This is a genomic window from Paracraurococcus lichenis, assembly GCF_030657435.1.
In the GTDB taxonomy this organism is placed as follows: domain Bacteria; phylum Pseudomonadota; class Alphaproteobacteria; order Acetobacterales; family Acetobacteraceae; genus Paracraurococcus; species Paracraurococcus lichenis.
Genome location: NZ_JAUTWS010000010.1, coordinates 141,349 through 163,762, shown reverse-complemented (window position 1 = coordinate 163,762; position 22,414 = coordinate 141,349). Strand labels below are relative to the sequence as shown.

Annotated in this window: 17 protein-coding genes; 11 read left to right on the top strand and 6 right to left on the bottom strand. The window is 71.5% G+C overall.

Annotated features, from left to right (window positions below; all coding sequences use genetic code 11):
• Positions 1-2: 2 nt before the first annotated feature.
• Positions 3-1,031, top strand: a complete 1,029-nt coding sequence (locus Q7A36_RS12905; protein ID WP_305104108.1) for an LLM class F420-dependent oxidoreductase — start codon at positions 3-5, stop codon at positions 1,029-1,031.
• 60 nt (positions 1,032-1,091) lie between these two features.
• On the opposite strand, the gene Q7A36_RS12900 is transcribed toward Q7A36_RS12905, so the two are convergent.
• Both Q7A36_RS12900 and Q7A36_RS12895 read right to left on the bottom strand, forming a co-directional pair.
• Positions 1,092-1,943, bottom strand: a complete 852-nt coding sequence (locus Q7A36_RS12900) for an LLM class F420-dependent oxidoreductase (protein ID WP_305104107.1) — start codon at positions 1,941-1,943, stop codon at positions 1,092-1,094.
• 164 nt (positions 1,944-2,107) lie between these two features.
• Entirely contained in the window at positions 2,108-3,151 is a 1,044-nt protein-coding gene (locus Q7A36_RS12895; protein ID WP_305104106.1) for a TauD/TfdA family dioxygenase, read from the bottom strand.
• 83 nt (positions 3,152-3,234) lie between these two features.
• Here Q7A36_RS12895 and Q7A36_RS12890 point away from each other — a divergent pair, with 83 nt between their 5' ends.
• The 3 genes from Q7A36_RS12890 to Q7A36_RS12880 all read left to right on the top strand — a co-directional run bounded on the left by Q7A36_RS12890 (position 3,235) and on the right by Q7A36_RS12880 (position 6,850).
• A complete protein-coding gene (locus Q7A36_RS12890) occupies positions 3,235-4,212 on the top strand; it encodes a Bug family tripartite tricarboxylate transporter substrate binding protein (protein ID WP_305104105.1) in 978 nt (325 codons plus the stop codon).
• 90 nt (positions 4,213-4,302) lie between these two features.
• A complete protein-coding gene (locus tag Q7A36_RS12885; protein WP_305104104.1) occupies positions 4,303-5,703 on the top strand; it encodes an aminotransferase in 1,401 nt (466 codons plus the stop codon).
• A gap of 169 nt (positions 5,704-5,872) precedes the next feature.
• Positions 5,873-6,850: a Bug family tripartite tricarboxylate transporter substrate binding protein gene (locus tag Q7A36_RS12880; protein WP_305104103.1), complete on the top strand. Its 978-nt coding sequence runs from the start codon at positions 5,873-5,875 to the stop codon at positions 6,848-6,850.
• A gap of 35 nt (positions 6,851-6,885) precedes the next feature.
• Here Q7A36_RS12880 and Q7A36_RS12875 read toward each other — a convergent pair whose 3' ends face one another.
• Both Q7A36_RS12875 and Q7A36_RS12870 read right to left on the bottom strand, forming a co-directional pair.
• Positions 6,886-8,469, bottom strand: a complete 1,584-nt coding sequence (locus tag Q7A36_RS12875) for a UdgX family uracil-DNA binding protein (protein WP_305104102.1) — start codon at positions 8,467-8,469, stop codon at positions 6,886-6,888.
• 50 nt (positions 8,470-8,519) lie between these two features.
• Complete coding sequence (locus Q7A36_RS12870) at positions 8,520-9,776, bottom strand: putative DNA modification/repair radical SAM protein (protein ID WP_305104101.1); 1,257 nt, start codon at positions 9,774-9,776, stop codon at positions 8,520-8,522.
• Positions 9,777-9,900: 124 nt separating this feature from the next.
• On the opposite strand from Q7A36_RS12870, the gene Q7A36_RS12865 reads away from it, so the two are divergent.
• From Q7A36_RS12865 to Q7A36_RS12835, 7 genes are all read left to right on the top strand, one after another.
• Positions 9,901-10,965 (top strand): ketopantoate reductase family protein, encoded by a 1,065-nt coding sequence (locus tag Q7A36_RS12865; protein WP_305104100.1) that lies wholly within the window; start codon positions 9,901-9,903, stop codon positions 10,963-10,965.
• A gap of 69 nt (positions 10,966-11,034) precedes the next feature.
• Positions 11,035-12,012 (top strand): tripartite tricarboxylate transporter substrate-binding protein, encoded by a 978-nt coding sequence (locus Q7A36_RS12860; protein WP_305104099.1) that lies wholly within the window; start codon positions 11,035-11,037, stop codon positions 12,010-12,012.
• 194 nt (positions 12,013-12,206) lie between these two features.
• Positions 12,207-12,632 (top strand): PepSY domain-containing protein, encoded by a 426-nt coding sequence (locus tag Q7A36_RS12855; protein ID WP_305104098.1) that lies wholly within the window; start codon positions 12,207-12,209, stop codon positions 12,630-12,632.
• 392 nt (positions 12,633-13,024) lie between these two features.
• Entirely contained in the window at positions 13,025-14,557 is a 1,533-nt protein-coding gene (locus Q7A36_RS12850) for an ABC transporter ATP-binding protein (protein ID WP_305104097.1), read from the top strand.
• Complete coding sequence (locus Q7A36_RS12845) at positions 14,541-15,611, top strand: ABC transporter permease (RefSeq protein WP_305104096.1); 1,071 nt, start codon at positions 14,541-14,543, stop codon at positions 15,609-15,611. Before Q7A36_RS12850 ends, Q7A36_RS12845 begins: the two co-directional genes overlap by 17 nt.
• A complete protein-coding gene (locus Q7A36_RS12840) occupies positions 15,604-16,533 on the top strand; it encodes an ABC transporter permease (protein WP_305104095.1) in 930 nt (309 codons plus the stop codon). Before Q7A36_RS12845 ends, Q7A36_RS12840 begins: the two co-directional genes overlap by 8 nt.
• 30 nt (positions 16,534-16,563) lie before the next feature.
• Positions 16,564-17,640 (top strand): BMP family ABC transporter substrate-binding protein, encoded by a 1,077-nt coding sequence (locus tag Q7A36_RS12835; RefSeq protein WP_305104094.1) that lies wholly within the window; start codon positions 16,564-16,566, stop codon positions 17,638-17,640.
• Positions 17,641-17,773: 133 nt separating this feature from the next.
• Here the strand turns inward: Q7A36_RS12835 and bchM are convergent, their stop codons facing one another.
• Entirely contained in the window at positions 17,774-18,478 is a 705-nt protein-coding gene (bchM, locus tag Q7A36_RS12830; protein ID WP_305104093.1) for a magnesium protoporphyrin IX methyltransferase, read from the bottom strand.
• Between the two features lie 128 nt (positions 18,479-18,606).
• Positions 18,607-22,242 (bottom strand): magnesium chelatase subunit H, encoded by a 3,636-nt coding sequence (locus Q7A36_RS12825; protein WP_305104092.1) that lies wholly within the window; start codon positions 22,240-22,242, stop codon positions 18,607-18,609.
• Positions 22,243-22,414 lie beyond the last annotated feature (172 nt).

Genomic DNA, 22,414 nt, shown 5'->3' with positions numbered 1-22,414 from the left:
CCATGCGGCTTGGCCTCACCCTCAGCCTCGGCGCCGGCGTGGACACCGCGCTGGTGCTGGAAGCCGAACGCCTCGGCTACAGCAGTGTGTGGTGCGGGGAGAGCTATGGCAGCGATGCCGTCTCGCCCGTCGCCTGGGTGCTGGCGCGCACCACGCGCATCAAGGCCGGCACCGGCATCATGCAGATGCCCGGCCGCACGCCGGCCTGCGCGGCGATGACGGCGATGACGCTGCAGCAGCTCTCGGAGGACCGCTTCCTCTGCGGCGTCGGCCCTTCGGGGCCGCAGGTGGTGGAGGGCTGGCATGGCCAGGCCTATGGCACGCCGCTGGAGCGGACCCGCGAGTACATATCGATCATCCGGGCCATCGTGGCGCGGGAGAGGCCGCTGGAGCACCAGGGGCAGCATTACCGCATTCCGTATGACGGGCCGGATGCGACCGGCCTCGGCAAGCCGCTGAAGAGCATCCTGCATGGCAAGCCGCTGAAATTCTACTGCGCCTCCATCACTCCGGGCGGCATGCGGCTGGCGGGCGAGGTCGCCGACGGCAACCTGCCGATCTTCATGTCGCCAGAGGGCGCCGACCTGATAACGAAGCCGACCTTGGAGGGCATGGCGAAGGCCGGCAAGGCGGCCGACCTGACGCAATTCGACGTCGCGCCCTATACCAAGATCCGCGTCGGCGACGACCTGCAGGCCTGCCGTGACGCGGTGAAGCCGGAACTCGCGCTCTATATCGGCGGCATGGGCGCGCGCGGGAAGAACTACTACAACGACTATGCGAAGCGCCTGGGCTATGGCGAGGCCGCGGCCGCCATCCAGGACGCCTATCTCGACCGTCGCCACCGCGACGCCGCGGCGCTGGTGCCGGACAGGCTGGTCGATGAGATCGCGCTGGTCGGCCCGCCCGACCGCATCCGCGCCCGGCTGCAGGACTGGAAGGCAGTGGCGAAGGACGGCAAACTCGGCACACTGGTCCTGACCGGCGCGACGCAGCAGGCGCTGCGGGTCGTGGCCGAGGCGGTGCTCTAGGCGTTTGATCTGCAGAGCAGATTCACACCTTCGAGTGTTTCCACTCTGCGGCGATCTGCTCTAGCGCACCGCCTCCACCAGCTTCGCCCAGCGGTCGAGCTGCGGCAGGATCGCCTCGGATCCGGCCGCATCGAGGCTGAGGACCACGCGCTCCACGCCGAGGTCGCGGTCGGCGAGCAGCGCGTCCCGGTCCTCCTTCACGCCCCAGATGGTGATGGGGCAGTCCTCCTCCCGCCGTCCCGCCTCGGCCAGCAGGGCGCGGAATTGCGGGACCAGCGCCGCCACGTCGGCATAGTGCTTGCGCACGCGGTGCGGCATCCAGCCATTGCCGTAGCGCACCGCGCGCTTCGCGCCCCAGGGGAAGGCGCCGCCGACGATGATGGGCGGGTGCGGCTTCTGCACCGGCTTCGGCCAGGTCATCATCGGGCCGAAGGCCACGAACTCGCCGTGGTATTCGGGCTTCGTCTGGGTCCAGATCGCCTGCATGGCCTCGATCCGCTCCCGCGCCAGCTTGTGGCGGGTGGCGAAATCGGTGCCGTGGTCCTCGATCTCGTCCTGGTTCCAGCCATTGCCGACGCCGAAGAGGAAGCGCCCGCCCGAGACCTGGTCGATGGAGGCCACCAGCTTCGCCGTCTGGATCGGGTCCCGCTGCACCACCAGGCAGATGCCGGTGCCGACCTTCAGTGTCCGCGTCGCGGCCACCGCGGCGGTCAGCGTCACGAAGGGGTCCATGACGTCGTAGTACATCTTCGGCAACTCGCCGCCGCCGGGATAGGCGGCGCTGCGCGCCAGCGGGATATGGGAATGCTCCGGCGCCCAGACGCTCTCGAAGCCCCGCTCCTCCAGCGCCATGGCGAGTTCCGCCGGTGTCATGGAATAGTCGGTGAAGAACATGGCCGCGCCGACCTTCATGGCCTTCCCTCCCGCCCTCGTTGCCGGGAAGGCTGGACCGCGGAGCCGGTGGCGGCAAGGGCTCATGCCGGGCAGCATGAGTGCTGGCCGGCATGGCGTATTGCCCGGCGCGCAGCTGCCACACCGGGCTCCCATCGCAGCCAGGCTGCGATAGGGACCGAGCATCAGGCCGCGAGCGCGCTCTTCCCCGGCATCGCGCCGCCGCGCAGCGCGCCCGCCCGCACATCGCCCCACTGGTCCGCATGGCCCGCCGGCAGGGCGCGGCTGAGCGGGCTCGCCAGCCAGATGCGCAGCAGGTTGCGCTTCCCGCCCGCGCCGTCGGCATAGGCGGTGCGGCCGTGATAGGTGACGTGCTGGTTCATGAGCTGGATCTGCCCGGGCTCGAAGGGCATCTCGATGCAGAGCTCGTCGGCGATCGCGGCCAGCAGGTCCATGGCCTCCACCTGCTCCGGCCGCAGCGGCGGCACGCTGGGCTGGCCCTGCGCCAGCTCGACATAGGTGCGGCTGTATTGACTGGTGAAGTCGCCCTTCGGCCCGCGGGCGAAGACCGGCATGGGGAAGGGGCGGGCGGCCATGCCCTCGCCCTCCTCGTCGGCCGAGCGGGCGCGCCAGAAATCCTGGTAGAGCACCGCCAGCAGGTCGGGCCGCCGCGCCGCCATGGCGTCCTGGACCGCCACCGTGGAGACGATGCGGGAGACGCCGCCCTCGATCCCGTTGGAGGCGCAGAGCAGCGTCAGCAGGTCGCATTTGTCGGTGTGCCAGCGCAGCGGCCCGGTGGAGCGGCTGCGCGCCCGCGCCGTGCCGCTGGCCACCGCCGCGCCGGTGCCGGTCTCGTCCTTCACCTCCGCCAGGATCTCGCCCGTGGTGTTCTGCGGCAGCGGCGTGCCGAGATGACACATCAGCCCCCAGAAGACCCGCTTGAGGTCGGGCAGCGAGTAGCGCGCCGGGTCGAGGCCGGTGAGGCGCACCAGGCCGCGGCCATGCTCGAGCTCCTCGGCCACCTGCGCCAGGAAGCCGGCGGTCTCCGGCAGCGGGAAGTCGCGGGCGTCGAAGCGCGGCGGGGCGCGGTCGCCGAGGCCGGCCAGCGCCGAGTCGATCTCGCGCGCCGCGGCGGCAGGAAGCTGCATGATCCAGGAGGGGTCGCGGGCCAGCTCGGCGCCGGTCCAGGCGGCACGGCCGCCGATGGGGGAGAGCAGTTCGGGCGTCATTCCGGCAGCCTACATGCCGCCCCGGCGCCTGTCTCGCCCCTGCACGGCTTGGCGGGGCGCCGCCGCTCGCGCAGACTTCGCAGATGCAACGACGCGCCCTCCTCGCCGCCTCCCTCGCCCTGCCCCTGGCTGTCCGCGCCCCCATCGCCCATGCCCAGGGCGCCTGGCCCGACCGCCCCGTCCGCTTCGTCGTCCCCTGGCCGCCGGGCGGGCTGAACGACCTGGTCGCGCGCGCCTTCAACGACCCGGTCTCCCGCGCCCTCGGCCAGCCTATCGTCAACGACTTCCGCTCCGGCGCCGGCGGACGGATCGGGGTGGCGGAGGTCGCGCGCGCCGCCCCGGATGGCTACACCATCGGCATGGGCAACCTTGGCCCGTTGACCATCTTCCCGCATCTCTTCAAGGACATCCCCTACGATGCCGGGCGGGACCTGGTGCCGGTGGTGATGTTCGCCGCCTCGCCCCTCGTGCTGGTGGTGGCGAACGACGTGCCGGCGAAGACGGTGCCGGAGTTCATCGCCTGGATCCGCTCCCGCCCCGGCCATGCCAATTACGCCAGCGTCGGCGTCGGCACCGCCCAGCACCTGATCTTCGAGATGTTCAGGCAGCGCGACGGCATCGCCATGGAGCACGTGCCCTTCCGCGGCACGAACGAGAGCCTGCCGGCGATGATGCGCGGCGACATCCAGGCGATGTTCGACACCCTGCCGCTGATGCTGCCGCAGATCCGCGACGGCGCGGTGCGGGCGCTCGCGGTCACCACGCCGGTGCGCGTGCCGCAACTGCCCGATGTGCCGACGCTGATCGAATCCGGCTACCCCGATATCGACGTCTCGACCTGGTATGCGGTGATCGCCCCGGCCGGGACGCCGGCGCCCATCCTGGAGCGGCTGCACAGGGAGTATGTCCGCGTCGCCCTGCTGCCGGAGACGCAGCAATTCCTCGCGGCCCAGGGCCTGATCTACCTGCCCAACGACCCCGGAGTCTTCGCCGCGCGCGTGGCGGCGGAGCGGGCGCGCTGGGGCGAGATCATCCGCAGCCAGGGCATCAAGGTGGAATAGGCTGCCCCAGGAGCGCGAGAGGGGGGCGTGACAGGCGGGCGGGTTCGGTCCTAGCGTTGTTGCTTCGCAGCAAGCCGCCGAGGCCGCCCGATGTCCCTCACCAACCAGCCCGATCCCGAAGCCCGCCGCCGCGTCGTCGAGCAGGACCTGGGCAACGTCATGCACCCGCTGGTCCAGCACAAGGCGCTCGAGCAGAAGCAGATGGTGGTGACCGGGGCGCAGGGCTCCACCATCGTGGACGCCGACGGCTCGACCTATCTGGACGCCATGGCGGGCCTCTGGTGCGTCAATATCGGCTATGGCCGCACGGAGCTCGCGCAGATCGCCGCCGAGCAGATGCAGGCCATGGCCTACTATCCCCACACCGCCATCAACCTGCCCGCCGCGCAGCTCGGCGAGCAGGTGAACCAGTTGATGGGCGGCGACTACCACGTCTATTTCGTCAATTCGGGCTCCGAGGCGAACGAGGCCGGGTTCAAGATCGCCCGGCAATACGCCAAGCACGAGTTCCCCGGCGAGTTCCGCTTCAAGACGATCAGCCGCTACTACGCCTATCACGGCACGACGCTGGCCACGCTGGCCGCCGGCGGCATGGGCGACCGCAAGACGAAATTCGAGCCCTATGCCGGCGAGTTCGTCCATGTCCCCGCGCCGACCTGCTACCGCTGCCCGCTCGGCCTCGAGGCCGGGAAATGCGGCATCGCCTGCGCCAAGCTGATCGAGACGACAATCCAGGGCGAGGGGCCCTCCACGGTCGCCGAGGTGATCGTCGAGCCGATCATGTCCGCCGTCGGCGTCGCCGTGCCGCCCGACGAATACCTGCCGATGGTCGAGGAGATCTGCCGCAAGTACGACGTGCTGCTGCATGTGGACGAGGTGATCAACGGCTTCGGCCGAACCGGCAAGATGTTCGCCCACCAGCACTGGGGCATCAGCCCGGACATCATGGCGGTGGCCAAGGGCATCGTCTCCGCCTACCTGCCGATCGCCGCCACCGTGGTGAAGAACGAGGTCTTCAACAGCTTCCTCGGCGAGGTCGCGGAGGCCCGCCAGGTAATGCAGGTGAACACCTACGGCGGCCACCCGGCGGCGGCGGCCGTCGCGGTCCGCAACATCGAAATCATGCTGGAGGAGAAGCTGCCCGAGCGCGCCGCCAGCATGGGCGCCTACCTGATGGAAGGGCTGAAGGACCGGCTCTTCCGCCACGGCATCACCGGCGACATCCGCGGCAAGGGCCTCCTGATCGGCATCGAGCTGGTGACGGACCGCGAGAGCAAGGTCCAGCTCGACGGCGCGCTGGTGCAGGGCGTGGTGGATACCTGCAAGGCGCATGGCGTGATCGTCGGCCGCTCCGGCGGCGGCGCACGGCATTCCAACACCATCGTCCTCTCGCCCCCGCTGGTGATCACCCGCGGCGAATGCGACACGCTGATCGAGGTGCTGGACCGCGCGCTGGAGGATGCGGTGGCGAAGATGGCCGGCCGCGCCTGACGCGCTGCCGCCGCTGCGGCGGCTCCGCCTGCGGGGCCGCTGCCGGCGACGGGGCGCCCGGCCCTTGCCCACGGGGGCAGGGCACCACGCTCCGTGGGCGCGGGACGGCGCTTGCGGTGCCGGGCCGGCCCGGCATGATGGGTCGCATAACGACATCACGAGGAACGTCATGCGACCGAGACTGGGCCGGCGCGCCGCGCTGGCCCTACCCCTTCTGCCGGCCATCGGGCGGGCGCAGGATTTCCCGCAACGCACCGTCACCATCCTCGTGCCCTCCGCCCCCGGCGGCACGCTGGACGCCCTGGCGCGCTTCTTCGCCCAGGCCATGGCCCCCTCGCTCGGCCGCAGCGTGGTGGTGGAGAATGTGGGCGGCGCCGGCGGGCTGATCGGCATGCAGCGCGCGGCCCGGGCGGAGCCGGACGGCCATACGCTGGCCTTCGGCAATATGGGCGTCATGGCGGTGGCCTATGCCCTCAACCCCAACAGCGGCTTCGACCCGCGGCGCGACATGGCGCCGGTCTCGCTGGTGGCGGATGTGCCGATGGTGCTGGCGGCCAGCCCGCGCGGCGGCATCCGCAGCCTGGCGGCGCTGCTGGACCACATCCGCCGCAGCGGCGAGAAGGCGACCTTCGGCACCGCCGGCCTCGGCACCACCAGCCATCTCGCCCCGGGCTACCTGCTGCACCTGACGGGGTTGAAGGCGACGCTCGTCTCCTATCGCGGCGCCGGGCCGGCGCTGAGCGACCTGGCGGCGGGCACGGTGGATGCGGTGATCGACCAGACCGTGACCATGATCCCCGGCCATCGCGGCGGCACCGCCGTGGCGCTCGCGGTCAGCGGGGCGCAGCGGATCCCGCAATTGCCGGATGTGCCGAGCTTTGCCGAGGCCGGCCTGCCCGGCTTCGACCTGGTGATCTGGAACGGCTTCGCCGCGCCGCCCGGCACGCCGGCCCCGATCCTCGCGCGGCTGGCCGCGGCGATCGAGGCGGCGCAGCAGGACCCGGCGCTGCAGGCGCGGCTTGCGGAACTCGCCAGCACCGCGCCGTCGCCGGAGCAGCGCGGACCCGCGTCGATGCGGGCGCGCATCGACGCCGACGTGGCGAAATGGACGGAGCTGGTGCGGGTCGCCGGGCTGAACCGGGATTAGCCCACCGGCGCCGCGTCAGCCCGCGCGGCGCGGGATCACGCCACCTCCCGCTTCGCCGCCTTCAGGTCGGCGACGAAGCGGGCATATTCCCGCTCCTTGCTCTCCGGATCGGGCAGGCGGAGCAAGTAGGAAGGATGCACGGTCGGGAAGATGCGCAGCCCGTCCGGCGTCTCGATCACCTCGCCCCTGACCTTGGTGATGGCCAGCGGCTTGCCGGTGAGGGATTTCAGCGCTGTCGCGCCGAGCGAGACGACGAGCTGCGGCGCGACGATCTCGATCTCCCGCTTCAGGAAGGGGCGGTAATAGGCGATGTCGCCGGCATCCGGGCTCTGGTGCAGGCGGCGCCGCCCGGTCGGCTTGAACTTGAAATGCTTGACCGCATTGGTGACGTAGGTGGTGGGGCGGTCGATGCCGGCCTCCACCGCCGCGCGGTCGAAGAGCCGCCCGGCGGGGCCGACGAAGGGACGGCCGGCCAGGTCCTCCTCGTCGCCGGGCTGCTCGCCGACGAAGAGCAGCGGCGCGCCCGGCGGGCCCTCGCCGAAGACCATCTGCGTCGCGCTGCTGGTCCAGGGCGGCAGGTCGTTGCGGCGCTCGAGCTCGGCGCGAAGCGCGGCGAGGGCGGCGGCGGGGTCCTCGGTGCGGGAGAAGAGGTCGGGGGACATGCCCTCCGCAACGTCCGGCGGCGCGATCGGCTGCGCCGGGACATGCAGGTTGCGCTGGCGCCGGGCGGCGGCGGGGGTCGCGCCGCGCTCGACCATCTCCGCCACGCGCCGCGGCGCCTCGGCCATCAGCCGGGGGATGTCCCGCGCCTCCGGCAGGTTCTTCCAGTACTTCACCGGCATCTCGGCCCGCATGGCGGCGGGCTTCAGCCGGGCAGGGTTGAAGATACTGGCATAGTAGGCGCGCCAGAGTTCCTCATGCGCGTCTTCCGGCGGTGCCTCCCGCCGCGTGCCGCCGGGGCCCATGCGCAGCGTCTCGCCGTCCCAGTGCGCGCTCGCCTCCGGCGTCAGGATGGACCAGCGCAGCCCGGCGAAGCGGCGGATGAAGAAGCCGGTCTCCGCTTCCAGGATGTGGTGCTCCGGCTCGAACCAGGCGACGTATTTCGGGCCGGCCATGTCCGGCCCGGCCGATTCACGGCTCCGGACGCCGTCCTCCGCTGATCGGGCGGGCGTCTCGATGCAGCGGAAGCGGAGGAAGGCGTGCAGCTTGTGCGCGTCCCGCCGCACGGATTTCGCCATGGCCTGCAGCCGCACGACCTCCGCGTCGGTCGCCATCTGCATGAGGCCGTGCTCGCCATGCGTGATGCGCCAGAGCATGCGGTAGAGCAGGGCGAAGCGCGCGGGGTCGCGGTGGCGGATGCCGATCTCCGCCAGCTCCAGGAAGCTGCGCGGCACGCTGGCGGTGACCGGTGCGGCATCGGGCGCCGGCGCGCCGGCGAAGAGGCCAGGGCTCTCGCCCGCGACGCGCCAGTCCACGCGCTCCGGCGGCACCTCGGCCGCCAGCAGCCGCCGGGCCTGCAGCCGCCAGGCACCGAAATCGGCCGGGCCGGGTAGCAAGATGCCGATGCCGTCGCTCATCGCTGCCTCCGCGACCTGCGGGATGGTCAGGGCCTGGGACATGATGCCGGTCTGCAATGCGGGGTCTGAAGAGGGGCGGGCGGACGCATGGGCTAGAGCAGGGCGAGCTGCTGCGGCCGGGCGCGCGCGGCGAAGGCGGTCTGCGGCGCGAGGCGGGCGCGCAGGTCGGTCCGGTCCAGCAGGCCGCCGCGCGGCCGGTGGTCGGCGGTGACCAGGAAGGGCAGCAGCTTGCCGAGCGGCAGGCGGAGCCGCGCGAGGTCGTCGCTGCGGATGCTGCGGTGGCGGCGCGCCGAGAGCAGCCGGTCCACCGTCTTCGCGCCGAGGCCGGGCACGCGCAGCAGCATCTCCCTGGGCGCGCGGTTCACGTCCACCGGGAAGCGGTCCCGGAGCTTCAGCGCCCAGGCGAGCTTGGGATCGATGCCGAGGTCGAGCATCCCGCCCTCGCCGCCGGCCAGGATCTCGTCCAGTTCGAAGCCGTAGAAGCGGAGGAGCCAATCCGCCTGGTACAGCCGGTGCTCCCGCACCAGCGGCGGCGCGGCCGGCGGCAGCAGCGATGACGCATCCGGGATCGGCGAATAGGCGGAGTAGTAGACGCGCCTGAGGCCATAGCCGGCATAGAGGTTGGCCGAGGTGCCGAGCACCGCGCGATCGTCGGCCGCGTCGGCGCCGACGATCATCTGCGTGCTCTGCCCGGCCGGCGCGAAGCGCGGGGCGGCGGCGCGGCGCTCGGCCCGCCTGGCCTCCTTCGCCTCCTCGATGCACAGGCGCATGCGCGCCATGGCGCGGCGGATGCCGGGGGCGTCCTTCTCCGGCGCCAGCGATTTCAGGCTCCGCTCCTGCGGCAGCTCGATGTTGATCGAGAGCCGGTCGGCATAGAGGCCCGCCCTGGCCAGCAGCTCCGGCGCCGCGTCCGGGATGGTCTTGAGGTGGATGTAGCCCTGGAAGCCATGCTCCTCCCGCAGCAGCCGCGCGACCTCCACGATCTGCTCCATGGTGTAGTCGGGGGAGCGGATGATGCCGGAGGAGAGGAAGAGCCCCTCGATGTAATTGCGGCGGTAGAAGTGCAGCGTCAGCTCCACCAGTTCCTTCACCGTGAAGCGGGCGCGCGGGACGTTGGAGCTGGCGCGGTTGATGCAGTAGGCGCAGTCGAAGACGCAGGCATTGGTCAGCAGCACCTTCAGCAGCGAGATGCAGCGGCCGTCCGGCGCATAGGCATGACAGATGCCCATCCCCTCCGTGCTGCCGATCCCGCCTTTCCGGCTGTCCCGCTTCTCCGTGCCGGAGGAGGCGCAGGAGGCGTCGTACTTGGCGGCGTCGGCGAGGATCTCGAGCTTGTGGCGCAGGTCCATGAGGGGAGCAGGGCTCTCTGGGAGTTCACTATATGTTCCCTGCGCCCGCTGAGGCAAGCCCCCTTGGAGGTCGCCCCGCCCCGGCGCAGGATGCCGGCAACGCCACGGGAATGAGGGGACGTCCATGGGCAAGCGCATCGCCATCATCGGCGCGGGGGCGGTCGGCGGCTATGCCGGCGCGCATATGGTCCGGGCCGGGGAGGACGTGACCTTCGTCGACATGTGGCCCGAGCATGTCGAGGCCATGCGGGCGAAGGGCCTGCGCATCACCCATCTGAAGGACGTGGAAGAGTTCACCGTGCCGGTGAAGGCGATCCACATCACCGACCTGCAGCAGGTCGCGAAGGAACGGCCCTTCGACATCGCCTTCATCTGCGTCAAGGCCTACGACACGGCCTGGGCGACCATGATGGTGAAGCAGTACCTGGCGCCGGGCGGCTATTGCGTTTCCCTGCAGAACTGCATGAACGAGGAGACCATCGCCGGCGTGGTCGGCTGGGGCCGCACGCTCGGGTCCATTGCCTCCTCCATCACGGTCGAGCTGATGACGCCCGGCCATGTCCACCGCAATTCCGGCAAGGGCGGCGCGGCGCATACTGTCTTCCGGGTCGGCGAGGTGCATGGCCGCATCACCGACCGCGCGCAGGAGGTGACGGCGCTGGTGGCCCATGCCGACAGCGCGCTCACCACGACGAATCTGTGGGGCGAGCGCTGGTCGAAGCTGGTGATCAACGCCATGGGCAACGGCATGTCCGCCAGCACCGGGCTGATCAGCAAGGAGATCCTGCTGGACGACACGCTGCGCCACTTCACCGCGCGACTCGGCAGCGAGGCCATCCGCACCGGCCAGGCGCTGGGCTATGTGCTGGAAGAGATCTTCCACATGGACCCGGAGGTCATCGCCCGCGCCGGCGAGGGCGACCCGGCGGCGAAGCGCGACTACGACGAGCACCGGATCAAGGAGGCCAGCAAGCCCGGCGGCGGCGCGCACCGCCCCTCCATGGGCCAGGACATGGTCAAGGGAAGGCGGACGGAGATCGAGTTCCTCAACGGCTTCATCGTGGACAAGGCGCAGGCGATCGGCCTCGCCACGCCAGCCAATGCGGCGCTGACCGAGATCGTCAAGCGCGTGGAGCGCGGCGACCTGCAGCCCGACCCGCGGCACATCAAGGAGCTGCGGCTGAACTGACCGCGGGCCCGGGAGCGGCCATGGCCGCTCCCCCACAAGGAAGAACGAACCCACGGGAGATCCACGTCCATGCGCCTGCCGCGCCGCATCCTGCTCGCCGCCCCGCTGCTCCTCGCCGCGCCCGCAGCGCTGGCCCAGGGGCTGGGCGATTACCCGAGCCGCCCCGTCACCCTGATCGCCGCCGGCGCCGCTGGCGGGCCGACCGACACCATCACCCGCATCGTCGCGGACAGCATGGGGAAGCATCTCGGCCAGCCCGTCGTCGTGGAGAGCATCGGCGGGTCCGTCGTCGGGCCGCAGCGCATGGTGCAGTCCAAGCCCGACGGCTATACGCTGCTGATCAACAACATCGGCATGGCCGCCAGCGCCACGCTCTTCCGCAAGCTGCCCTACGACGTCCCCGGCAGCTTCGCGCCGCTCGGCCTCGTCTCCGACGCCGCCATGACCATCGTCACGCGCCCCGGCTTCCCGGCGCAGGATCTCAAGGGCGTCATGCAGCGGCTGACCACGGAGGCGGAGGCGCTGAACCTCGCCACTGCCGGCCTCGGCTCGGCCGCCAATCTCTGCGGGTTGCTGGTGCAGCAGGCGGCCGGGGCGCGGGCCACCGTCGTCGTCTTCCGCGGCACCGCGCCGGCCATCGCCGAGCTCATGGCCGGGCGCATCGACCTGCTCTGCGACCAGGCGACCAACACCATCCCCTATATCCGAGACGGCCGCGTGCAGGCCTGGGGCGTCAGCAGCCCCGCGCGCCTGGCCGGCCTGCCGGAGGTGCCGACCACCGCCGAGGCCGGCTTCCCCGGCATCGCCATGAGCACCTGGCATGGCCTCTACGCCCCCGCCGGCACCCCGGAGCCGATCCAGGAGCGCCTCTCCGCCGCGCTGCGCGAGACTCTGAAGGAGGAGAAGCTGCGCCAGCGCTATGCCGAATTGCTGACCGACGTACCGTCGGAGGAGCGGCAGACCATCGCCTTCCACCGACGGTTCCTGGTGGAGGAGGTGGCCCGGTGGCGGCCCGTCATCCAGGCCGCGGGCGCCTACGCCGACTGAGCGAAGGCGACCAGCGGCGCTGCGCGCAGGGCGGGAAGGCCGCGCCGGCAAACGCCTTTGTGCGCGCCATGCCGCGCGCAACGGCTTCGGCGACAGCGTCGCCGCACCTACCCTCCGCGCCGTGAACCATCCCGGCCGGGCGCGGTTAACCCGGCATCGCCCGCCCGGCGGCGACAACCCTGCGGAGCCGCGCCATGATCCCTGTCCGCCGTCCTGCCACCCTGCTCCTGGCCCTGCTCCTCGCGGGCCCGGCCCTCGCGCAGCAGCAGGAGCGCGCGGACCCCGCCTGGCTCACCGCCGATCAGGTGCGCACGGTGCTGCGGGCGCGCGGCTACACGGAGCTCGGCAGCCTTCAGCGCGAGGGCGACACCTATCGGGTGATGGAGGCCATCCGCTACGGCGAGAAGGTGCCCGACCTCCGCATCGACGCGCTGACCGGCCTGCCGCGGGAGCAGCCGCCGCTGACCGAGGGCCAGGCCCGCAGCCTGCTGCTCGAGCGCGGCTATACCGGGGTCGAGGAGGTGGGCCGGGAGGGCGAGACGATCCGCCTCCGCGCCTCCCAGAGTGGCACGCCGGTGGAGGTGCGGGTGAATGCGCGCACCGGCACGGTGACGCGCTGAACCGTCCGGCCCTCTGTCGCAGCGAGCCCATGACGGCGCCTAAGGCGTGCCGATGACCGAAGGGCCGAAGGAGTCCCCACGAAGCGCCGCTTCGTGGGGTGCTCCGGATGGCCCGGAGGTCTGAATCGGCTCGCCCAACATACAAGGGCGGCCAGTCGGACAGCCTTCGCATCGGCCGACGGTCCGGCTGACATCGCGGTAACCTGCCGCTGCGGCAGGCAGAGGCGCGCGCCGCCGCCCAGAGGGCGCGCAACGACGCGGCCTCGTCGGGCCTTTCCTGCCCTCGCGCCCATGGCACAATTGCTGCAACCTGAGCGGCAGGAGGGCTCGCGATTGCGCGACTGCGAGGGTCTTGAGCCGGTTCCGGCGGCATGCCGGATCGGATGCCGCTGATGCATCAGCAGGTCCTGCCGCCGCGGCTGGCGCTGACGGGCATCGTCAAGCGCTACGGCAGCATGCTGGCGAACAACGACGTCACGCTGAGCGTCGCCGCCGGCGAGATCCACGCCCTGCTCGGCGAGAACGGCGCCGGCAAGTCCACGCTGATGAAGATCGTCTATGGCGTGGTGAAGCCCGATGCGGGCGAGATCGCCTGGGAAGGCGAGCCGGTCGCCATCCCCGACCCGAATGCCGCCCGGCGCCTGGGCATCGGCATGGTCTTCCAGCACTTCTCGCTCTTCGAGACGCTGACGGTCGCCGAGAACATCGCCCTTGGCCTCGGCAGCACCAGGCCGCTGGCGGAGCTGACCGCCGAGATCCGCGCGGTCGCGGCGCAATACGGGCTGGCGGTGGAGCCGGGGCGGCACGTCCACCACCTCTCGGTCGGCGAGCGCCAGCGCGTGGAGATCCTGCGCTGCCTGCTGCAGCGGCCGAAGCTGCTGATCATGGACGAGCCGACCAGTGTGCTGACGCCGCAGGAGGCGGACGGCCTCTTCGTCATGCTGCGCCGGCTGGCCGCGGAGGGCTGCTCGGTCCTCTACATCAGCCACAAGCTCGAAGAAATCCGCGCCCTCTGCACCGCCGCGACGGTGCTGCGGGCGGGGCAGGTGGTGGCGCGCCGCGACCCGCGGATCGAGACCGCCGAGTCCCTGGCCGAGATGATGATCGGCGGCGGCCTGACCCATACCAGCCGCCCCGCGGCGCGGGAGGCCGGGCCGCCCAGCTTGGTGGTGGACCGCCTGACCCTGCCGAGCGACGAGCCCTTCGGCACCGCCCTGCGCGGGATCGCCTTCGAATTGCGGGCCGGCGAGATCCTCGGCATCGCCGGTGTCGCGGGCAATGGCCAGAAGGAGTTGCTGGCGGCCCTCGCAGGGGAGCGGCGCGCGCCCGCCGGCAGCATCCTGCTGGACGACCGGCCGATCGGCGGGTTCGGCCCGGCGGAGCGGCGCGCCAGGGGCCTGCATTTCATCCCGGAGGAGCGGCTGGGCCGCGGCGCCGTCGCCGAGTATTCCCTGGCCGAGAACGCGCTGCTGACGCGCGTGGACGACACGACGGCGCCGCGCGGGCTGATCGACCTCAAGACGGTCGCCGCCCTCGCGGCGCGGCTGATCCAACGCTACGGCGTGCGCTGTTCCGGCACCGCGGCGCAGGGCCGCAGCCTTTCGGGCGGCAACATGCAGAAATTCATCGTGGGGCGGGAGATCGATGCCGGCCCGCGCGTGCTGCTGGCGGCGCATCCGACCTGGGGCGTCGATATCGGCGCCGCGCTGGCCATCCGGCAGGCGCTGATCGACCTGGCGGCGGGAGGCGCCGGCGTGCTGGTGGTGAGCGAGGACCTCGACGAGTTGCTGGAGATCGCCGACCGCATCGCGGTGCTGAGCGGCGGCCGCCTCTCCCCGCCGGTGCCGGTGGGGGAGACCAGCGTGGAGGCGATCGGCCTGCTGATGGGCGGCGCGGAACAGGTGGCGCATGCGCCTGCGGCTTGAGGCGCGGCCGGAGCCCTCGCGCGCCATGCTCTGGCTCTCCCCGGTGCTGGCGGCGCTGCTGGCGGCGGCCGGGGGCGGCGTGGTCTTTGCCCTGCTGGGCTACGACCCGTTGGTGGCGCTCGGCACGCTGTTCCTCGAGCCGCTCTCGACGCTGGACGGCCTGACCGAGCTGGGGCTGAAGGCGACCCCGCTGCTGCTCTGCGCCATCGGCATCGCAGTCGGCGTGCGCGCGCAGGTCTGGAACATCGGCGCCGAGGGGCAGCTCACCATGGGCGCCATCGCTGGCGGCGGCGTGGCGCTCGCCTTCGGCGGGGAGGGGCACTGGTGGACCCTGCCGCTGATGCTGCTGGCGGGTGCCGCGGGCGGCGGCGCCTGGGCCGCCATCCCCGCGCTGCTGAAGACCCGCTGCAACGCGCATGAGATCCTGACGACGCTGATGCTGAGCTACGTGGCGATCCAATTCCTCGGCTGGCTCGTCCACGGCCCCTGGATCGATCCTGAAGGCTTCAATTTCCCCCAAACGAAGATGTTCGACGAGGATGCGCTGCTGCCGGTGCTGATCGAGGGCTCGCGGCTGAATGCGGGCTTCCTGCTGGCGCTGCTCTCCGTCCCGCTGGCCTGGCTGTTGCTGAGCCGCACCGTCACCGGCTTCCGCCTGCGCACCGTGGGGCAGGCCCCGGCCGCGGCGCGCTATGCCGGCTTCTCCGCCGAGGGCGCGGTCTGGTTCAGCCTGGTGCTCTCGGGCGCGCTGGCCGGCCTTGCCGGCGTCTGCGAGGCGGCGGGGCCGGTCGGGCAACTGCAGCCGCTGATGTCGCCGGGCTATGGCTTCGCCGCCATCATCGTCGCCTTCCTCGGGCGGCTGAACCCCTTCGGCATCCTGCTTGCGTCGCTGCTGATGGCGCTGCTCTACCTCGGCGGGGAGCAGTTGCAGGTCTCCATGCAGCTCCCCATCGCGGCCACCGGGACCATCCAGGGCATGCTGCTCTTCTTCCTGCTGGCGACCGATGTCTTCGTGGACCAGCGGCTGGTGATCGGGGAGGCGCGGCATGGCTGACGGCTTCGCCATCCTGGCCCTGCTGGTCGCCACCATCCGCGCCGCGACGCCGCTGCTGCTGGCCGGCTTCGGGGAACTGGTAGCGGAGCGCGCCGGGGTGCTGAACCTCGGCGTCGAGGGGATGATGCTGGTCGGCGCGGCCGCCGGCTTCATCGCCGCCGCCGGCACGGGCAGCCCGACGCTCGGCCTGCTGGTCGCGGCGCTGGCGGGCCTCGTCATGGCGTTGCTCTTCGGCGTGCTGACCCTGACCCTGCGGGCGAACCAGGTGGCCTGCGGCCTGGCGCTCACCATCTTCGGCATCGGCCTCTCGGCGCTGATCGGCCTGCCCTACCAGGGGACGCCCATCACCGGCCTTGCCACCGTCCTCTGGCCGGGCCTGGATGCGGCCGATCCGGTGACGCAGCAGTTCATGCTGCTCGATCCCGTGGTCTGGCTGGCCGTGGCGGTGCCGGTGCTGGTCTCCCTCTTCCTCTACCGCAGCCGGCGCGGGCTGGTGCTGCGCGCGGTCGGCGAGAGCCACGACGTCGCGCATGCACTCGGCTATTCCGTGCTGCGCGTGCGCTATGCCGCGGTGCTGTTCGGCGGCGCGATGAGCGGCCTCGGCGGCGCCTATCTCTCCCTGGTCTATACGCCGATGTGGACCGAGAACATGGTGGCGGGGCGCGGCTGGATCGCCCTGGCGCTGGTGGTCTTCTCCGCCTGGAAGCCGGCCTGGCTGGCGCTCGGCGCCGTGCTCTTCGGCTTCGTCACGATCGCGCAATTCCATGCCGGCGCCTTCGGCCTCGATGTCTCGCCGCACCTGCTCTCGATGCTGCCCTACCTCGCCACCGTGGTGGTGCTGGTGCTGATCTCCCGCGATGCGACGCGGCTCAAGCTCAATGCCCCGGCGGCGCTGGGCAAGCCCTTCACCGCCGCCGGCTGAAACCCCGAACCGTCAATTGGGACCACGCCTATGACGCTCCACCGACGTTCCCTCCTCGCCGCGCCGGCGCTGATCGGCGCCGCCGCGCTCGCCCGTGGCGCCGCGGCGGCCGACCCTTACAAGGTCGGCTTCCTCTATGTCTCGCCGATCGGCGATGCCGGCTGGACCTACCAGCACGAGCTCGGCCGCCGCGCCGTGGATGCCGCGCTGGGCGCCGCGGTGAAGACCAGCTATGTCGAGAACGTGCCCGAGGGCGCGGATGCCGAGCGCGTCATCCGCCGCATGGCGCAGGACGGCAACCAGCTCATCTTCACCACCAGCTTCGGCTACATGAACCCGACCGAGAAGGTCGCCAAGGCCTTCCCGAAGATCCGCTTCGAGCACGCGACGGGCTACAAGCGCGCCACCAACCTGGCGACCTATTCCGCCCGCTACTACGAGCCGCGCTACCTCACGGGCCTCATCGCCGGCCGCCTCTCCAAATCCGGCATCATCGGCTATGTCGCGGCCTTCCCGATCCCGGAGGTGATCCAGGGCATCAATGCCGTCCTGCTCGGCGCCCGCAGCGTCAACCCGAACGCCACGATCAAGGTGATCTTCACCTCCTCCTGGTTCGATCCGGGCAAGGAGCGCGCGGCGGCCGACACGCTGGTGGCGCAGGGCGCCGACTACCTGACGCAGCACACCGACAGCACCGCCGTGGTCCAGGCCGCGGAGGAGAAGGGCGTGTGGTGCAGCGGCTATGACAGCGACATGCTGAAATACGCGCCGAAGACCCACACGACGGCGGTCGAGATGCACTGGGACGACTACTACATCGACCGGGTGAAGAAGGCGATCGCCGGCACCTGGACCAGCGGCGATGTCTGGGGCGGCATGGCGAGCGGGATGGTCAAGCTCTCGAAGTTCAACCCCGCCCTGCCGGCGCCGCTGCTGGCGGAGGTGAACGCCAAGGCCGAGGAGATCAAGTCCGGCAGGCTGGTGGTCTTCGGCGGCCCGCTGAAGGACCAGGCGGGCGCGGTGAAGGTGCCGGCCGGCAAGGCGCTGACGGATCCGGAGATCCTGTCGATGAACTGGTTCGTCGAGGGCGTGCAGGGCAAGATCTGACGCGCCTCGGCGGGGGCGTCATACCGGCCAGCATGAATGCTGCCCGGCATGGCTTCATGATTGGCGCGCAGCCGCCACGCCAACCCTGCGCGCGATACCGGCCTGCAGACGTCACGACGTCCGCAGGCCTGTATCAATGCCCCCGCAGCACCTCCAGCGCCTGGGAGGTATAGAAGCCCCGCGCGACGCGCTGCGTGCGCGCGGTGCGCCAGCCCGCGAGCGCCGGCTCCGCCTCGATCCGCCGCCGCAGGGTCCTCTCCGCCACCGGCACGATGGCCGGGCTGCGGTCGCCGCGCGGCACCAGCCGCCCGACCGCGAGGAAGGCCTGCAGGAAGGCGCTGCTCGGCGCGAAGGTGAAGAGCATGGATTGGCCGGTGCGGCCGGCGAGGCCCGCCAGCACCCGCACCACATCGGCCGGCCGGTAGTGGATCAGGCTGTCCATGCCGACGACATGGTCGAAATGGCCCAGGGCAGGGTCGAACATGTCGCCGACGCGGAACTCGATCCGGCCATGGCCGTGGTCGCGCCCGATCCTCTCCTGCGCCAGCCCGACCAGGTTGGGCGAGAGGTCGATGGCCACCACATGCGCGCCACGCCGCGCCGCCTCCACCGCCAGCGCCCCGGTGCCGCAGCCGGCATCGAGAATGCGCCGTCCCGCGAGGTCGCGCGGCAGCCAGTCCAGCAGCGTGGCGCGCATCCGGTCGCGCCCCTCGCGCACCGTGGCGCGGATGCCGCTGACCGGCGCGTCGGAGGTCAGGCGCTTCCAGGCCTCGACCGCCGTGCGGTCGAAATAGTGCTCGAGCTGCTCGCGGCGGTCCGCATAGGTGGCGGTCGGCATCGTCCCTCTCCCGTCATACCGGCCAGCATAGATGCTGACCGGTATGATTTGTCGTTCGGCGCGCAGCCGCCACGCCAACCCTGCGCGCGATACCGGGCGGCAGACGTCAAGACGTCTGCCGCCCGGTATCAGGCGGCGGCGCTGACGCCCTCCAGCCGGTCTTCCAGCTCCTCGCCCGCGCGGCGCAGGCGGTCGAGCATGTTGGCATCCGGCGACCAGTAGTTCCGTTCCTGCGCCTCGATCAGCCGGTTGGCGATCTTGGCGGAGGCGGTCGGGTTCAGCTTCGCCATGCGGTCCCGCATCTCCGGGTCCAGCACGAAGGTTTCCGCGAGTTTCTCATACACCCAAGGCTGGACGTCACCCGTGGTCGCGGACCAGCCCATGGTATTGGTCACATGCGCCTCGATCTCGCGCACGCCCTCGAAGCCGTGCTTCAGCAGCGCCTCGTACCACTTCGGATTCAGCGCGCGCGTCCGCGTCTCCAGCGCGACCTGCTCGGAGATCGTGCGCACCACGCCGTCGCCGCGGGTCTGGTCGCCGATATAGGTGCTGGCGGCGCGGCCGCCGCGGGCGCGCCGCACGGCGCGGCTGATCCCACCCAGCGTGTCGAAATAGTGGTCCACGGTGGTCACGCCGACCTCGATGCTGTCGAGGTTCTGGTAGGTCACCTCCACCGTCCGCAGCACGGCGGCGAGCACCGCGTCCTGCCGCGCCGGCCGGCCGTCCACGCCATAGGCGAAGCCCTTGCGCTTGACGAAGGCCTCCGCCAGTTCGTCCTCGTCGTTCCAGGCGCCCTCGCCGACCAGCGCATTGACATGCGCGCCATAGGTGCCGTCGGCATTGCAGAAGACGCGCAGCGCCGCCTGCTCGAGGCTGCCGCCATGCTGCGCCATATGCGCCAGGGCATGGGCGCGGAGGAAGTTTTGTGAGTCGGGCTCCTCGGCGCTCGCCGCCAGCAGGGCCGCCTCGGCCAGCAGCTTCATCTGCAGCGGCAGGAGGTCCCGGAAGATGCCGGAGAGCGTCACCACCACGTCGATCCGCGGCCGCCCCAGCACCTCCAGCGGAATCAGTGCGGCGCCGGCCAGCCGCCCGTAGCTGTCGTAGCGCGGCGCCGCGCCCATCAGTGCCAGCGCCTGGGCGATCGGTCCGCCCTCGGTCTTCAGGTTGTCGGTGCCCCAGAGCACCATGGCCACCGTCTCCGGCAGCCCGTTGCCCTCGGCCATGTGCCGGTCCAGCAGCCGTTGCGCCTGCCGGGCGCCGTCCTGCACCGCGAAGGCGCTGGGCAGCTTGAAGGGGTCGAAGCCGTGCAGGTTGCGCCCCGTCGGCAGCACGTCGAGGCTGCGCAGCAGATCCCCGCCCGGCGCCGGCCGGATGTAGCGGCCGTCCAGCGCCCGCAGGATGCCGGGGATCTCGTGGTCCTCGCCGAGCAGCGCGTCGTAGCGCGCCCGCGCCTCCGGGTCGGCGACGCCGGCCGCGTCCAGCATCTCGGCCCGCTGCGCCGCATCCGGCGGTTCGCCCACCACATGCAGCCCATGCGGGATCAGGGTGTATTCCAGCTCCAGCAGCGCGCGGCCGAGCGCCGCGATCGCCGCCTCGGCATCCTCGCCCCAGACCGGCTCGGCCTGCGCCAGGTTCACCTCGGTCGCCTGCGCCTGGATCAGCCCGGCGAGGGCGGCGCGCTGCCCGATATCCGCCTCCGGCTCCAGGCTCCGCCAGCGGTCGATGCTGGCCTTCAGGTCCAGCAGCCCGCGATAGAGGCCGGCCGCGGCGACCGGCGGGGTCAGGTAGCTGATCAGCGTGGCGCCGGCGCGGCGCTTGGCCAGCATCCCCTCGGACGGGTTGTTGGAGGCATAGAGGTAGAGATTGGGCAGGTCGGCGATCAGCCGGTCCGGCCAGCACTCCCCGGACATTCCCGCCTGCTTGCCCGGCATGAATTCCAGCGCACCATGGGTGCCGAAATGCAGCACGGCATGGGCGCCGAATTCCTCGCGGATCCAGCGGTAGAAGGCGGCGAAGGCATGGGTCGGGGCGAAGCCGTGCTCGAAGAGCAGGCGCATCGGGTCGCCCTCGTAGCCGAAGCCGGGCTGCACGCCGACGAAGACATTCCCGAGCTGGACGCCGAGGACGAAGATGTTCCGCCCGTCGCTCTGCACCTTGCCCGGCGCCGGGCCCCAGCTCCGCTCGATCTCGGCCAGCCAGGGCGTGCGGCGAAGCTGGTCCTCGGCGCTGACCCGCGCCGCGACATTCGCCGTGGTGCCGAAGCGTTCCCGGTTGCCGTTGATCACCATCTCCCGCAGCGTGTCGGCGTCCGGCGGCACCTCCACGCTATAGCCGGCGGCCTGCATCGCCTTCAGCGTGTTGTGCAGGGAGGCGAAGACGCCGAGATAGGCGGCGGTGCCCGTCGTGCCGGCATTGGGCGGGAAGTTGAACAGCACGCAGGCGACCCTGCGCTCCGCCCGCGCGCTGCGCCGCAGCGCCACCAGCCGCGCGACGCGCGCCGCCAGCATCCCGGCGCGCTCGGGGTGCGGCACCATGTCGCGGGCGCAGTCGACGCCGTCGCAGCCGGGGCAGCGCTCCTTCGGGATGTCGGAGGCGCCGCAGCGGCCGCCGAAGGTCATGGGCCAGATGCCGCCGTCGAGTTCCGGGATCGCGACCATCATGGTCGCCTCCACCGGCAGCAGGCCGCGGCGGTCCGCCTGCCACTGCCGCATGGTCTGGAATTCCAGCGGATGCGCGGTGACGTAGGGCACGTCGAGGCGCGCCAGCGCTTCCTCGGCCGCCTGCGCGTCGTTGTAGGCGGGGCCGCCGACTAGGCTGAAGCCGGTCAGCGACAGCACCGCGTCCACGCAGGGCACGCCGTCCCGCAGGAAGAACCGCTCCATCGCCGGCCTGGCGTCGAGGCCGGAGGCGAAGACCGGCACCACGTTCAGCCCGCGCGCCTCCAGCGCCGCGATCATGCCGTCGTAGTGCCGGGCGTTGTTCGCCAGCACATAGGCGCGCAGCAGGATCAGCCCGACCGTGCCGGCGCTGCCGGGGCGGGGCAGGGCGGCCGGGTCCTCCCCCACGCGCCCCGGCATGTGGGGGTGGTAGAGGCCGACCTCCGGATACTCGATGGGCGGCGCCGCGGTCACCGCACCGGCCAGCGCCGCGCGGGGCCCGGCGGCATAGCGGCTGACCAGCAGCGCCACCATGTTCGCCAGGTTGTCCGAGGAGCCGGCCAGCCAGTATTGCAGCGTCAGGAAATAGGCGCGCAGGTCCTGCGCCGTGCCGGGGATGAAGCGCAGGAGCTTCGGCAACTCCCGCAGCATCTTCATCTGGCCCTTGCCGCTGGCCCCCGCGCCCTTCGACTTGCCGCGCAGCCGCTTCAGCAGGCCGACGATGCCCTTGGCCTCGCCCGCCATGCTGAACTTGCCGAGGCGCGTCAGGCGCATGATCTCCGGCGCCGAGAGGCAGCAGGCGATGGCGTCGCACTGCTCCCGCCGCGCGGCCAGCGCCGGCGCGACCAGGCGGATATGGTCCTCGAGGAAGAGCATGCCGACGATCAGGATGTCGGCCCGGGCGATGTCGTCGAGGCAGTGGCGCAGCGCCGCGGGATCGGCGGCGAACTCGTCCGCCGCATGCATGACGAGGTCGAGGCCCGGGAGGCTGCGGCGCAACTGCTGCCGCGCGGCGGTGACGGCGCCGCCGAAATGGCTGTCCATGGTGACGATGGCGACCCGGATCGGGGTCGCGCCCGAAGCCGGGCCGGCGGGCTGGATCAGCATGCCCTGCCGCCTCTGTCGCCCTGCCGCGTCTGGCAGCCGCCGATCACGTCCACGGACCCCCCTTGGAGCAGGCTTTTCTCGGAGGGGTATTTTGGTCCGGCTTCGGCGGGTGTCAATCTAAACTGACGTCCAGTCCGATTGACGTTCGAGCGGGGGGCGCGGTGGCCCGGCG